Here is a 12394-nt window from a genome sequence, read left to right as displayed (position 1 = left end):
GTCGCTTGCATACGTTGGCACTCATCGGCATCGAGTGCCAACTCGCGTCGATGCTTGGCGCATTGCGCCCTGTCCCTGCTCCTGCAAGTACCCATGGCTGCTGTTTCTCTCAGCGTCTCGACCGTTAAACCCCTCGGCGACCGCGTGTTCGTCAAGGTCTCTGAATCCGAAGAGAAGACTGCCGGCGGCATCCTTCTGCCTGACACCGCCAAAGAAAAGCCCCAGGTGGGTGAAGTGGTTCAGGTGGGCCCCGGCAAGCGCAACGACGACGGCAGCCGTCAGGCTCCCGAAGTTGGTGTGGGCGACAAGGTCCTCTACAGCAAGTACGCCGGCACCGACATCAAGCTCGGCAGCGATGAATACGTGCTGCTGTCCGAGAAGGACATCCTGGCTGTCGTCAACTGAGATCAGCCCTGCTGCATTGCGGCTTGAGCCTCAACTCAGCCTCCTTTAACCATCCTCTTCATTAGGAACCGCCTTCCATGGCAAAGCGCATCATCTACAACGAGAACGCCCGTCGCGCTCTCGAAAAAGGCATCGACATCCTCTGCGAAGCTGTTGCCGTGACCCTTGGTCCCAAGGGCCGCAACGTGGTGCTCGAGAAGAAGTTCGGTGCACCCCAGATCATCAATGACGGCGTCACCATCGCCAAGGAGATTGAGCTCGAAGACCACATCGAGAACACCGGTGTTGCTCTGATCCGTCAGGCCGCCTCCAAAACCAATGACGCCGCAGGTGACGGCACCACCACCGCCACCGTTCTGGCTCACGCCATGGTCAAGGCGGGTCTGCGCAACGTGGCTGCCGGTGCCAACGCCATCACCCTGAAGAAGGGCATCGACAAGGCTTCCGATTTCCTGGTCAGCAAGATCAAGGAAATGGCCAAGCCCATCGCTGACAGCAATGCCATCGCTCAGGTCGGCACCATCTCCGCTGGCAACGATGAAGAAGTCGGCAAGATGATTGCCGATGCCATGGACAAGGTTGGCAAGGAAGGTGTGATTTCCCTCGAAGAGGGCAAGTCCATGGAGACCGAACTCGAGGTCACCGAGGGCATGCGCTTCGATAAGGGCTACATCTCCCCTTATTTCGCCACCGACACCGAGCGGATGGAAGCCGTCCTCGACGAGCCCTACATCCTTCTCACCGACAAGAAGATCGGTCTGGTGCAGGATCTGGTGCCCGTGCTGGAGCAAATCGCCCGCACCGGCAAGCCTCTGCTGATCATTGCTGAGGACATCGAGAAGGAAGCCCTGGCCACTCTGGTGGTGAACCGTCTGCGCGGTGTGCTGAACGTGGCCGCTGTGAAGGCTCCTGGTTTTGGTGATCGCCGCAAGGCCATGTTGGAAGACATGGCTGTGCTGACCAACGGTCAGCTGATCACCGAAGATGCCGGTCTCAAGCTGGAGAACGCCAAGCTCGAGATGCTGGGCACCGCCCGTCGCATCACCATCAACAAGGACACCACCACCATCGTTGCCGAGGGCAACGAGGCGGCTGTCGGCGCCCGCTGCGAACAGATCAAGAAGCAGATGGACGAGACCGACTCCACCTATGACAAGGAGAAGCTGCAGGAACGCCTGGCCAAGCTGGCCGGTGGCGTGGCTGTGGTGAAGGTGGGTGCAGCCACCGAAACCGAGATGAAGGACAAGAAACTCCGTCTCGAGGACGCCATCAACGCCACCAAGGCGGCTGTTGAGGAAGGCATCGTTCCTGGCGGTGGCACCACCCTGGCTCACCTGGCTCCGGCCCTGGAGCAGTGGGCAGCCTCCAGCCTGTCCGGTGAGGAACTGATCGGCGCCAACATCGTGGCTGCTGCTCTTACCGCTCCGCTGATGCGCATCGCTGAAAACGCAGGTGCCAACGGCGCTGTTGTGGCTGAGAACGTCAAGGCTCGCGCTGGTGCCGAAGGCTTCAACGCTGCCTCCGGCGAGTACGTCGACATGCTGGCTGCCGGCATCGTAGATCCCGCCAAGGTGACCCGCTCCGGTCTGCAAAATGCCGCATCCATTGCTGGCATGGTGCTCACCACCGAGTGCATCGTGGCTGATCTGCCTGAGAAGAAGGAAGCAGCTCCTGCCGGCGGCGGCATGGGCGGCGGCGACTTCGACTACTGATCGACCTTCGGGTGGTCGGGAGACCACCCGATCACCCCAACTCAAGTCATGCCAAGAGGTCCTGCGGGGCCTCTTTTTTATGTTCGGATGCTGTCTTGTAAGAACTAGTTTTTACAAGATATGTGGCGCCTGGGGGCCGGCGTTGGTTGCCGGTCATGAAGGATTCGGGGTGCGGAGAGGTACCGGCTAACGTCTTGCTGTGTATCGATGTGTCGGGACAAATGCCCCAGCGCCCCGGAGCTTTCGCCGCCCAGTTCGCTCCAGAGACGCTGCAGCGTTTCAAAGCCCTTTGCCGACAACAAGACAAGGCCTACTCCAAGGTGTTGGAGCGTCTTGCCTTGTTGTACGTCGAAACGGATGGAGGCATTCTTTCCCCGGCCAGCACGGCTTCTGCTCCCTCAAAAGGCGTGCAAAAAAGGCAAGTTCAGGTTGAATCTTTGCAAAACAAGTTGTTGGAGGATCTGTTGAAGCGGGTTGAAATCCTTGAAAAGAAGGAAACAAAAACGTTGTACGAGCTTGATCGGGTCTACAAGGAAATTGCTTTTCTGAAATCAGGGTTGCAAAGCCCTGAGTAATGTTTCTGGAATCTGAAGTCTCACGGCTTAAGTTCAAGGCCGCTAGGGCTCTCATCCATTCAGGCTGCTTGAAGAATTCTTGGTTTGTTGATCTTGTAATACCGCCTCAGTCGTGGCTCAGTTTTCTTGATTAGTGCTTTCTTGTGTGGCTTCTGGTCGCAAAATTGATCGGAACAGAGCGGCAAGTTGATGAACAGCATTACGACCATCAGCTTGAAGCTGTCTTCAAAATATGTGTGCTGGAAATTGAGTTTGTGAGCGGGTTGGTTTAGTTCAACCAGCCAGCACTCAGGATCACAGCCAAGGACAAAAACAACGCCAGGCATGTCCATGTCAGACGGTTCAACGTTGCTTCGGCGCTGCTGGCGCTGCTGAACATGGAGCTGCCGCTTGCCGCCAAGCCACCCATGCCATCACCTTTGGGGCTATGCAGCAGCACCAAGACGATCAACAGAAGGCCGGTGCCGATCCAGCTCCAGGACAAAATTGAGGTGAGCATCAAACGGAAAGAGGAAGGCGAGCGGTCTTGGGGGTGGGGTCCATGTTGGACATGGGGGCAATCAGGCTTTGGCCAGTCATGGCAGCCGGTTGCGGAAGGTCAAGAATTTGCAGCAACGTCGGAGCGATATCGGCCAGCCCCCCGTTATCGCGCAGTGTGATGGCGTTGCCATGGCCAGGCAGTTTGCGCCGTTCTCCTTCGATCAGGATCGCAGGCACAGGATTGGTGGTGTGAGCTGTCCAGGCTTGGCCATCCGGACCCTTCATCAATTCGGCATTGCCGTGATCAGCCGTGATCAGCATGGTTCCGCCTTGGCGTCCCACCGCATCCAACAACCGGCCAATGCAGGCATCCACGGTTTGGATGGCTTCCTTGGCGGCCTCCATCACACCGGTGTGCCCCACCATGTCGGGGTTGGCGTAGTTGATCACAATCAACGAATAGTCCGCCTTCTCAATGGCTGAAATACAGCTGTCGGTGAGTTGCTCCGCCGACATCGCCGGTGAGAGGTCGTAGGTGGCGACCCTCGGCGAGGGCACCAAGTGACGGTCTTCTCCCGCCAGTGGCTGTTCGATGCCACCGTTCATGAAGTACGTGACGTGCGGGTACTTTTCTGTTTCTGCAGTGCGGTACTGCTTCAGCCCAGCGTCTGCCACCACCTGCCCCAACAGTTGGTCGAGCGGCTCGGGGGGGAAGACCACTTGAACGGGAAGGTCTTGTTCCACCTGGGTGAAGGTGACCACATCCACTTCCGGCGTGTGGCTGCGCTCAAAGCCCTTGAAATCGGGGAGGCAGAGCGCTTGCACGATCTGGCGGGCGCGATCGGGTCGGAAGTTGAACACCAGAACGCTGTCACAGTCTTTGATGAGGCTGTTCTGAAGCCGCACCGGTTCGAGGAATTCATCGGTGATGTCTCCGGCATAACTCTCCGCCAGCACCTGGTCTGCCGTTCGGCTGTCGACGGCGATGTTGGGATCGGTGTAGAGGTTGTAAGCCTTTTCGATCCGCTCCCAGCGCTGGTCCCGGTCCATGGCCCAGTACCGGCCACAGAGGCTGGCGAGCTGGCCAACGCCGCTTCGGCTCAGGGCCGCTTCCACCTGGCTGATGTATCCCGGTGCGCTCTGGGTCGGTGTGTCGCGACCATCGGTGATGGCATGCACGGCGACATCAGAGATGCCGCTGTCCGCTGCCCACTGGATCAGTCCACAGAGATGGTCCACGTGGCTGTGGACGCCCCCATCGGAGCAGAGGCCGAGCAGGTGCAAGGTGCCGCCTCGACCTTGGGTGCGCTCTGCCAATTCCTTGAGTGCCTGCGTGTCGCCCAGTTGGTTGCTGCGCACCGTGTCGCTGATTCGCACCAACTCTTGGCGAATGATGCGGCCGGCTCCGATGGTGAGGTGGCCCACCTCAGAGTTACCCATCTGTTGATCGGGGAGGCCCACATGGGAGCCACTGGCCTCAATCAAGGTGTGTGGATAGGCATGCCACAGGGCATCCATCACAGGAGTGCCGCCTTGCTGAATCGCGTTGTGCTCGCTTGCGTTCCTGTAACCCCAGCCATCAAGAATGGCGAGAACGACCGGTGCCACTGTCCCGGAGCGTCCTGAACCGTTGGTAGTGCTTTTCCCCACGTTCACCCGCGACCGACGGTTCTTAAGGACTCTTGCAGAATCAACTTAACGCCACGCCAGCCCTCAAGCTGCAGTTTCAGCCAATTCCCACACCCCGCAGCGCTCAATCCTCCATGGCCGACCCTGAACGGATCGAAATTCTCTCGGAGCGTGAGCTTGGTCTAACGCTGTCGCGTTTGGCGTCGCAGGTGTTGGAGAGCGCCGAAGACAGCCGTCGGTTGATGCTGTTGGGGATCCCCACCCGCGGCGTTCAGTTGTCCAGGGTTTTGGCGCGGGAATTGGAGCGGTTGACAGGTCATGCCATCTCCCAGGGGGCCATTGATCCCACGTTCCATCGCGATGATCTGGAGCGCATCGGCACCCGTCTGCCCCAGCTCACGACTCTCCCCACCAGCATTGAGGACCGCCAGGTGATTCTGGTGGACGATGTGATCTTCACGGGGCGGACTGTGCGTGCCGCCCTGGAGGCCATGCAGAGCTGGGGGCGGCCGCAGCGGGTGATGTTGCTGGCCATGGTGGATCGAGGCCATCGGGAGCTTCCGATTCAGCCTGATTTCTGTGGTCGCGTTGTGCCGACCCGACGCAGCGAAACCATCGAGCTCCGCCTCAGGGATGTTGATGGTGAGGAGGGGGTGTTCCTCAGCCGATTCAGCCGGCAGGCTTGAGTTCGTCGGCGCGGAAATGGGCCTTGTAGCGGCCGAAGGCAACGATCACAGGAAGCGTTGGGCTGATCACCCGACCCCTCCAATCATTGAGAACGTTCGCCACCTCTCCGGTCTGCCCTTTCATGTCAAAGGCTTTGCCCCGGTGTTCGGGATGGTTGAACACAACGACGGATGCCTCCACCGTCACCCTGTCGCCCGCCTGCATTGCACCTGAGTCATCCACGGACTCATCTTGTCACGGGCTTGGGGACGAGCGTCGACAGAAACTTTCCGGTCCGTCCTCTTCGACGCGACCGCCAAGGTCGCTGCAGCCCATCGAAAAGGCCGTCCAGGGGTCCAGACCTTGGAGCAACTGATCCTCGACAGCGGCATCCAGCCGATCACCGCTGATGACGTCGGCACGCACCGCTAGGTGCTGTTGGTGTTGCTGAGCCTCATCGAGGGCCTGAATGGCACTCTCCACCTCTTGACGGGTGGCACTTGTCCGCTGCTGCCACCAGGGATGGTCGAGTTTGTTGAGGCTGTCCAAGGCCTCCCACCAGCGTTCTTGCTCCACCAGTTGAACCAGCCGACGCTGTTCCAATTGGTTGCGGTTCCAGATCTCCATCAGCGTTGCACTGAGTTGGCTGATGGAGCTGCGCGCGCTGCCTTTAAGGGGATCCAGCAACGCGAGTGCCTGCTGCAGGTCTCCCTCACGAAACAGAGCAATCGCCTGATCCATCAGAGCCTGGCGCCAGCGTTCGAGGGTTTTGCGATGGAGGGCAAGGTCGCCATGGCCCGATGCGACCAATTGTTTCTGCAGCGTGAGGGCAGCGATCGAATCGCCTTGGTCCCAGAGATGTTCGGCGTGCTTCTGGCGGCAGAGGGCCTGCTCCTCCGGTGCGCCCTCCCCCAACCAGCGCAGGGAGGCGAGTTGCTCACTGGTGCGGATGCAGGCCTCGTAGTCGTTGGCAGCGAGGGCGCTCTGCAGCCGCCTCGGCAGTTGTTGTTCCCACCAATAGGCACCTGTCGCAATCGCCAGCACCAATCCCAGGGTTCCAACACCCCAGAGCCGAAGCAGCAGTTGACGCGGTGCCGCCACGAAGGGTGGAGCTGAACGTTGGTTCTGTTTTATGGAGTGACGGCTCCCGTTCCAAGGGCCTGTGGACGGACGTCTTATCGGACGGTCTTTATGGGTCGGTCTTATCGGACAGCCCCCAGCGTTGACTGGGACCACGTCCGACCTGAACGCAGATCGTTGATCTCCAGCTGAAGCTGCGCATCTTGATCAATGCTCCAGCGCAGCCGCAGGCAGTCTTCGCCCTGCTCTCCGGCGGGTTCCAGAGGCAGCACCAGCTCGATGCCAGGCCAAGGCTGATGGGAGACCTCCCCGGCGGTCTGCTCCTGCAGGGTCGGCAAACCATTGATGAAGACCACGCTGTGGCTCCCCTGGGGGATGGGCTCTCCCAGCACCAGCTCCAAGCTGCGTTGGCCGGTGCGGCTGGCGGCCAGCACCAGCTCCAGGGGGGCGGGGCTCGGCCAGGGTTGACCGGCCACGAAGAGGGGATGCCAGCGGTGGCTGTTGCTGCGCTGATCCCAGAAACGCAGGGAAACGCCGTGTTGCAGCACATCCCGAATGGCGACCCCTGGCGTGAGTTGAAGTGCACCCAGGGCCACGGCCTCCACCGGTGGCGGGGTGAGCAAGGGCGCTGGCGCCGTGTGCTCGGAGAGCCACTGGCGCAGGAGGGGCAGCTGGGCACCGCCTCCGACGGCCACCACGCCCTCCAGATCTTCAAGGCTGCAGTTGTTGCGGCGACCGCCGGCGAGACAGCTCTCCAGCAGTTGTTCGAGGGCGTCTCCGAAGCCGCGCTCCAGCAGAAGCGCGTTGAGTTCGCTGCGCGACAGGCGGAGCACATGCTCCCGCTCATCCACCGCCAACTCCATCAGGGGCTCGCGTTCGGCCAAGGCGGTGTCGCTCAGCCGGCATTTGAGCCGTTCGGCAGCATTGAGCAGGGGGGTGCTGGCGGGTTGACCCGGGCAACAGCGGTCCACAATCCAGCGATCGATGTCACGGCCCCCGAGGCGCAGCCCCGCTTTGCCCAGAACCTTTGCTGTGCGCAGCATCTGGCGGCTGTTGTCCCCGAGGCTGCGCCCCCCCAGCCGCAGCAGTTGGGCGATCGGTGCAGCACGACCTTCCCCTCCTTCCAGAGCCACCAGGGCCAAATCCAGGGTGCTTCCGCCCAGGTCCACCACCAGCAGAGTGGAACCAGCGGGAAGCCCTGCACCCATGGCGGCTGCTGTGGGTTCATCCACCAGGGCGATCTCGGCCACCGGCAGCGTGGTGCAGGCCTGCAGCAACCAGCTGCGATACGCCCGATAGCACTCCACCGGGGCGGTCAGCACCAGCCGCTCCACCGGGAGATCGCTGGGGAGCCGGCTCCAGATCTGTTGAAGCAGCTGTTCTCCAGCCCAGCGGGCTACGTCCTGCTCTGGTGCATCCGCTTGACCGATGCGGCCCTTAAAGTCGCGATGCAGACGTCTGTCCACGGAGTCATTGAGGCCTGACTCGAGCACCTGCCGGCCAATCAGGGGGCGTTGGGATGCCTCCCACACCAGGCTGGGAATTTCACCGGCCCGGCTGCAGATGGCGGGCAGGTTCAGCAGATCGGCTGTTGTGGATGTCGCTCCCTGATAGGCCACCACCGTGGTGGTGCTGCCCAAATCGATGGCGAGTGTTCCGCCCCGTTGGTCTGAATGCTGAAGCTTTTCTTCGCCCACGCGATCTCTGACCGTGCTCAGGGCACGGTGAAGTCAGGATGAGACTAGGGGGACTGGCGGCGATGGATCGATTGCAACAGCTGATCTTCTCCTTTTACCGGGAAGATCCTGAACTGCAGGAGAGGCTGGAGCCGCTGCGGAGCTGTCGCATGCGTCGCAGCTGGGGCAGCATCCGCATCGAGTGCATCGACGATGCACATCTCGAGGAATTGAGTGGTTTGGTCGGTGATCTGCGCTTGCCCCTGGCGGCCTTGGGAATGGGGCGCCAGATCGTGTTGCGGGTTCCAGGCTCCCGTCAGCGGGCTTACCCCATGCACGTGCCCTTTCACACCGACCAGCTGGCCTGAGACGGCCACCGCTTAGTCTCAAGTTGTTTGATCTAGAAGCCTGTGCTTTCGGCCGGAGTCGATTCCAAGGATCTCGCCAAACGTGGCGAAAGCTTGATTCGTCAATCAAGCAACCGTTATCTGACGACGGTGCGTATTGCCTTCCGGGCCAAGCAGCGCCGCTTCGACGACTTTGACGGTCTGCTGGAGGAGTCCAGCGTCAAGCCGGTGCAGCGGGCCATCGTGGAATTGAGCGACGAGCAAGACCAGCCCGATTTGCTGCCTGGTTGATCCATCGGTTGTGATCCAGCAGGAGGGGGACGGTTGGCGGGTGTCGCACGACCCCTCCCGCGGCGAGTATTGCGTTCTTATCGGAGGAGAACGCTGGGCGTTTGAGTTGACCGAGCCGGAGTGGCGGGATCTGGTGGATCTCGTGGCAACCCTGGAGCAGCAGCACAGGGGTCTGGTTGACCAACTGATGCCCGAGGAATCGATCGAGCTGGAGCTGGATCGAGGCGTGTGGTGGGGATGCTTGAGCGGTGATCGCAGCCAATGGGAGCTGCGCATCCTGCTCACCCCGCTGCAGGGACGTGCGGCGGAGGGGGAGTGGCCGGCCCAAGCGGCGGCGGCGGCCGTTGCGGCCTTGAGAACGTTGTGGGACTCGCAGCATTGATTAATCCAGCTAATCGTTTTTGAGTCATTGATTTCCCCCGTCCTTTCCCTGGTGCTCTGCACAGTTTTTCCACAGGTCGCGGGGCGTTAACGCCGCCCTGGCGGGTTTCTGTGGAAATCTCCCGTTTGTCGTTGTTTTTGCTTGACGATGGCGGCGGGCTGCTCAGTTCCGTCTAAGCCGGTGCTTCGACCAGTGCAGGAGCGGCTTTCTGGCAGGGATCTCGCTTGGAGATTCGTGAGAATGGCCCCGTGTTGGGGGTTCTTGACGGCGGCGCCGTGGTGTGGAGAACTAGTGTTCGTTTCGAAGAGAAAAGATGCCGGAAGGCCTTGAGCAAGCCGCGGCTGAGATCAGTGTTGTGAGTTTCCAATCGGAAGTGCCACAGCCCCTCCAGCAGGCCATGAACCAGTTCATCGAAGGACATCCGAACTGGGATCAATACCGTTTGATTCAGGCGGCGCTTGCCGGCTTCTTGGTGCAGAACGGCCAGGCATCGCGGGAGATCACCCGGGTTTACGTCGGAAATATGTTCCGCCGGGAATCGCTGATCAATGGGGTCTGAGGCCGGCAGCAGGCCATCAGCACCAGCGCGCTGAAGGGGAGGCTGAGCAGCAGCCCCAGGGTTGCCCCGATCAGCCCCAGAAGATTGAGGCCGAGCAGCATCCCCAGCAGCGCCAGCACCTTGAGCCCATTGCGGTGCACCAGCTGTCGGCTGTGGTCCATCGCCTGAAGCGCTCGGCAGCGCTCGTGCACGAGCAGGGGCAGGGCCAGGGTTTGGCTGAACAGCCAGCTCAGCAGCACCACTCCCCCCAGCAGCACGCTCAGGCCTGCCAAGGCCGTGCTCCAGCGTCCGAGCGCCCAGCTCAACGACTGAATCAATCCGACGCCCCCCAGCACCAGCACCAGCTCAAGCAGCACCAGGGTGAAGGCCTGGCGCAGCAGCTGTCTCCAGCTCTGTTGGGGGCGGTCGTCGCGTCGGTCGGGGAGCAGGCCATCCGTCAGTTGGAGCAGGCCCAGGAGAGGCAGCAGCGGAAGCACCAGGCTGATCAACACTGAGAGGTCCCCCAGCCGATTGAGCCATGGGGATCCCGCCAGGCGCAGGTCGTGGCCGATCACCGCAGGGCCGCTGGCACTGATCAACACCAGCGCCGCCAAGCCAACACAGCGCCAGGGCCCCCGGCTGAAGCCGATCCAGGCCCGTGGCAGCAGCGTGACCAGTGGGATTTCAGTGGAGCTGGCCAAGCCGTGAAAGGAGGTCGTTGGCGGTATCGGTGGGGACCGGAAGGATCGAGAGCCTGTTGCCGCGTTTGATCACGGGCAGCTGCTCTTCGCTGTAGAGCTCCCGCAGCTGGTCGAGGCTGAGCAGATCGTCGAATTCGCCGAGGAATCGCAGGCGTGCGCAGTCCCAGCGTGGTTTCTCGGGGCTTGATTTGGGGTCGTAGTACTTGGCCGTGGGATCAAATTGCGTGGGGTCCACCAGGCCGGTCTCCATCACTTCCATCAGCCCGATGATCCCGGGGGGCTTGCAATTGGAGTGATAAAAAAATGCTTGGTCTCCCACCTCCATGCTGCGCATGAAATTGCGGGCCTGGTAGTTGCGAATGCCGTCCCACAGCGTGGTGCCCTCGCGCCGCAGATCATCGATCCCGTAGGCGTCGGGTTCGCTTTTCATCAACCAGAAGGCCACGTCGCAAGGCTTGTTTCACACCATCATCGGACCGTTAGGCCCAGATGCATCCCATTGCGTTCGTTTGGTCTCAGGCGACGTCCAGCAGGGGGGTGATCAGGGTGCGGAAGTGGTCTCCTCTGGCCTCGAAATCCCGGTATTGATCAAAGCTGGCGCAGGCCGGTGACAGCAGCAGCGATGAGGCTTGATGCCGCTGTACGGCCGTTTCAGCCAGGTTCACAGCGCTCTCGAGCTCCAGGCACTGCAGCAGTTCGCCGGGGTATCCAGCCGTTTTGGCCAGGCTGGCCAGCTCCTCGGCCCCCGCACCGAACAGGATCAGGCTGCAGGCCTTGGTGTGCAGCTGCTCGAGCCAGCCACTGGCGTCGCCCTGTTTGGTCTGCCCCCCGGCCAGCACCACGACGGGCCCCTGCACGGCCCGCAAGCCAACCTCGGCTGCGTCGTAATTGGTGGCTTTGCTGTCGTTGAACACGCTGGCTCCTGCTAACGTGCCCAGTTGCTCAAGCCGGTGCGGTACGCCCGGAAATGTGCGCAAGGCGTCGGCGATTTGCTGGGGGGAGAGGCCGACCTCGAGGGCGGCAGCGGTCACCAGCAAAAGGTTTTGGCGGTTGTGGCAGCCCGGCATCGCCAGGGCATCAGCCGCAAACAAGCGGGTGGTGGTGTTGCGCACCATGCCCTCGTCATCAATCCAGAGGTCGGCGGGCTGGTTGTCCGGACGCGCGCCCTCACTGCTCACCCAGGTGCCGCGGTTCCAGCTGCTGCGCTGCTGGCGCAGGTCTGGATCATCGGCATTGAAGAGGGCGCACGCCGAGCGTTCAAGCAGCCCGCGTTTGATGGCCCGGTAGGCCTCCAGGCTGCCGTGGCGTTCGAGATGGTCTGGGGTCAGCGTGGTCCAGATGCCGATCTTGGGGGCCACGGCGGGCGCCGCCTCAATCTGGTAGCTGCTCAGTTCCATCACGAGCCAATCCGGCCGCGGTGTGGCCCCTGAGCTGATCTGGCAGGCCAGTTCAGCGGCGGAGAGGCCCATGTTTCCCCCCATCGGTGCCGTAAGGCCTGAGGCTTCCAGCACGTGGTTGAGCAGATGGGTGACCGTGGTTTTGCCGTTGGTTCCTGTGATGCCGATCCAGGGGATCTGTTGAAGGGCATCCCAGGCCAGATCCATCTCGCCGCGCACCTGGATGCCCTCGGATCGCAGCTCAACCAGGGTTGGATGATCCCAGGGGATGCCGGGGCCGATCACCACTGCGTCCAGGTTGTCGCGCCAGGCGTGAAAGCTCTCCAGGGTCAGGGGCTGCCCCAGCACCACCTGAATGCCCTCTTTGGCGAGGGTTTTCGAGGTGTGTTGGAGGGCTTCGTTATCGCCCCGTTCGAACACAACAACGTCGCGATTCTGCTGCTTGAGCAGACGCGCAGCTCCCAAACCTGAGTGACCCAAGCCAACGACAATCGTGCGTGTCATCGCGAGGTCTG

General features: G+C 61.5%; 16 protein-coding genes. 8 read left to right on the top strand and 8 right to left on the bottom strand.

Going from position 1 to position 12394, the window contains the following annotated elements:
- The first annotated feature begins 93 nt into the window (after window positions 1-93).
- The 3 genes from groES (at window position 94) to SynM161_RS09540 (ending at window position 2692) form a co-directional block, all read left to right on the top strand.
- Entirely contained in the window at window positions 94-405 is a 312-nt protein-coding gene (gene groES, locus SynM161_RS09550; protein WP_006850452.1) for a co-chaperone GroES, read from the top strand.
- Between the two features lie 77 nt (window positions 406-482).
- Complete coding sequence (gene groL / locus SynM161_RS09545; RefSeq protein WP_006851861.1) at window positions 483-2117, top strand: chaperonin GroEL; 1635 nt, start codon at window positions 483-485, stop codon at window positions 2115-2117.
- A gap of 155 nt (window positions 2118-2272) precedes the next feature.
- Complete coding sequence (locus SynM161_RS09540; RefSeq protein WP_255441768.1) at window positions 2273-2692, top strand: hypothetical protein; 420 nt, start codon at window positions 2273-2275, stop codon at window positions 2690-2692.
- Window positions 2693-2960: 268 nt separating this feature from the next.
- Here SynM161_RS09540 and secG read toward each other — a convergent pair whose 3' ends face one another.
- Window positions 2961-3191, bottom strand: coding sequence for a preprotein translocase subunit SecG (secG, locus tag SynM161_RS09535; RefSeq protein WP_006849683.1), 231 nt, complete (start codon window positions 3189-3191; stop codon window positions 2961-2963).
- The gene (gene gpmI, locus SynM161_RS09530) at window positions 3191-4828 is read right to left on the bottom strand and encodes a 2,3-bisphosphoglycerate-independent phosphoglycerate mutase (RefSeq protein ID WP_186541059.1); all 1638 of its coding nucleotides are present in this window, start codon (window positions 4826-4828) and stop codon (window positions 3191-3193) included. The genes secG and gpmI overlap by 1 nt, the downstream gene beginning before the upstream one ends.
- A 107-nt stretch (window positions 4829-4935) precedes the next feature.
- Between gpmI and pyrR the strand changes: the two genes are divergently transcribed.
- Window positions 4936-5487: a bifunctional pyr operon transcriptional regulator/uracil phosphoribosyltransferase PyrR gene (pyrR, locus tag SynM161_RS09525; protein ID WP_186542638.1), complete on the top strand. Its 552-nt coding sequence runs from the start codon at window positions 4936-4938 to the stop codon at window positions 5485-5487.
- Here the strand turns inward: pyrR and SynM161_RS09520 are convergent.
- From SynM161_RS09520 to SynM161_RS09510, 3 genes are all read right to left on the bottom strand, one after another.
- Window positions 5471-5692: a ferredoxin-thioredoxin reductase variable chain gene (locus tag SynM161_RS09520; RefSeq protein WP_186542639.1), complete on the bottom strand. Its 222-nt coding sequence runs from the start codon at window positions 5690-5692 to the stop codon at window positions 5471-5473. The genes pyrR and SynM161_RS09520 overlap by 17 nt on opposite strands.
- 30 nt (window positions 5693-5722) lie before the next feature.
- Window positions 5723-6568, bottom strand: a complete 846-nt coding sequence (locus tag SynM161_RS09515; protein WP_186541057.1) for a hypothetical protein — start codon at window positions 6566-6568, stop codon at window positions 5723-5725.
- A 101-nt stretch (window positions 6569-6669) separates the two neighbouring features.
- Window positions 6670-8244 carry an Hsp70 family protein gene (locus SynM161_RS09510; protein WP_186541055.1) on the bottom strand — a complete coding sequence of 525 codons (1575 nt, stop codon included), beginning with the start codon at window positions 8242-8244 and terminating at the stop codon, window positions 6670-6672.
- 62 nt (window positions 8245-8306) lie between these two features.
- On the opposite strand from SynM161_RS09510, the gene SynM161_RS09505 reads away from it, so the two are divergent.
- From SynM161_RS09505 to SynM161_RS09490, 4 genes are all read left to right on the top strand, one after another.
- Window positions 8307-8591, top strand: a complete 285-nt coding sequence (locus SynM161_RS09505) for a hypothetical protein (RefSeq protein ID WP_186541053.1) — start codon at window positions 8307-8309, stop codon at window positions 8589-8591.
- A 42-nt stretch (window positions 8592-8633) separates the two neighbouring features.
- Window positions 8634-8861, top strand: a complete 228-nt coding sequence (locus SynM161_RS09500) for a DNA-directed RNA polymerase subunit omega (RefSeq protein WP_025362489.1) — start codon at window positions 8634-8636, stop codon at window positions 8859-8861.
- A 10-nt stretch (window positions 8862-8871) separates the two neighbouring features.
- Window positions 8872-9243: a DUF1818 family protein gene (locus tag SynM161_RS09495; protein ID WP_186541051.1), complete on the top strand. Its 372-nt coding sequence runs from the start codon at window positions 8872-8874 to the stop codon at window positions 9241-9243.
- 313 nt (window positions 9244-9556) lie between these two features.
- A complete protein-coding gene (locus SynM161_RS09490) occupies window positions 9557-9802 on the top strand; it encodes a DUF2811 domain-containing protein (protein ID WP_186541050.1) in 246 nt (81 codons plus the stop codon).
- Here SynM161_RS09490 and SynM161_RS09485 read toward each other — a convergent pair.
- The 3 genes from SynM161_RS09485 to murD form a co-directional block, all read right to left on the bottom strand.
- Complete coding sequence (locus SynM161_RS09485; protein WP_186541049.1) at window positions 9754-10482, bottom strand: hypothetical protein; 729 nt, start codon at window positions 10480-10482, stop codon at window positions 9754-9756. The two genes, SynM161_RS09490 and SynM161_RS09485, sit on opposite strands and share 49 nt — an antisense overlap.
- A complete protein-coding gene (locus SynM161_RS09480; protein WP_186541048.1) occupies window positions 10466-10912 on the bottom strand; it encodes an EVE domain-containing protein in 447 nt (148 codons plus the stop codon). The genes SynM161_RS09485 and SynM161_RS09480 overlap by 17 nt, the downstream gene beginning before the upstream one ends.
- Window positions 10913-10997: 85 nt before the next feature.
- Window positions 10998-12383 carry a UDP-N-acetylmuramoyl-L-alanine--D-glutamate ligase gene (murD, locus tag SynM161_RS09475; RefSeq protein ID WP_186541046.1) on the bottom strand — a complete coding sequence of 462 codons (1386 nt, stop codon included), beginning with the start codon at window positions 12381-12383 and terminating at the stop codon, window positions 10998-11000.
- Window positions 12384-12394 lie beyond the last annotated feature (11 nt).

This window comes from Synechococcus sp. M16.1 (assembly GCF_014279895.1).
Lineage (GTDB): Bacteria > Cyanobacteriota > Cyanobacteriia > PCC-6307 > Cyanobiaceae > Parasynechococcus.
The sequence above is the reverse complement of the archived record's forward strand: the minus strand, read 5'-3'. Positions and strand labels throughout refer to the sequence as shown.

What these genes read in the sequence shown, in the direction of transcription:
- groES (WP_006850452.1), top strand. Translation starts at nt 94, where the DNA reads ATGGCTGCTGTTTCTCTCAGCGTCTCGACCGTTAAACCCCTCGGCGAC.
- groL (WP_006851861.1), top strand. Translation starts at nt 483, where the DNA reads ATGGCAAAGCGCATCATCTACAACGAGAACGCCCGTCGCGCTCTCGAA.
- SynM161_RS09540 (WP_255441768.1), top strand. Translation starts at nt 2,273, where the DNA reads ATGAAGGATTCGGGGTGCGGAGAGGTACCGGCTAACGTCTTGCTGTGT.
- secG (WP_006849683.1), bottom strand. Translation starts at nt 3,191, where the DNA reads ATGCTCACCTCAATTTTGTCCTGGAGCTGGATCGGCACCGGCCTTCTG.
- pyrR (WP_186542638.1), top strand. Translation starts at nt 4,936, where the DNA reads ATGGCCGACCCTGAACGGATCGAAATTCTCTCGGAGCGTGAGCTTGGT.
- SynM161_RS09520 (WP_186542639.1), bottom strand. Translation starts at nt 5,692, where the DNA reads ATGCAGGCGGGCGACAGGGTGACGGTGGAGGCATCCGTCGTTGTGTTC.
- SynM161_RS09505 (WP_186541053.1), top strand. Translation starts at nt 8,307, where the DNA reads ATGGATCGATTGCAACAGCTGATCTTCTCCTTTTACCGGGAAGATCCT.
- SynM161_RS09490 (WP_186541050.1), top strand. Translation starts at nt 9,557, where the DNA reads ATGCCGGAAGGCCTTGAGCAAGCCGCGGCTGAGATCAGTGTTGTGAGT.
- SynM161_RS09480 (WP_186541048.1), bottom strand. Translation starts at nt 10,912, where the DNA reads ATGAAAAGCGAACCCGACGCCTACGGGATCGATGATCTGCGGCGCGAG.
- murD (WP_186541046.1), bottom strand. Translation starts at nt 12,383, where the DNA reads ATGACACGCACGATTGTCGTTGGCTTGGGTCACTCAGGTTTGGGAGCT.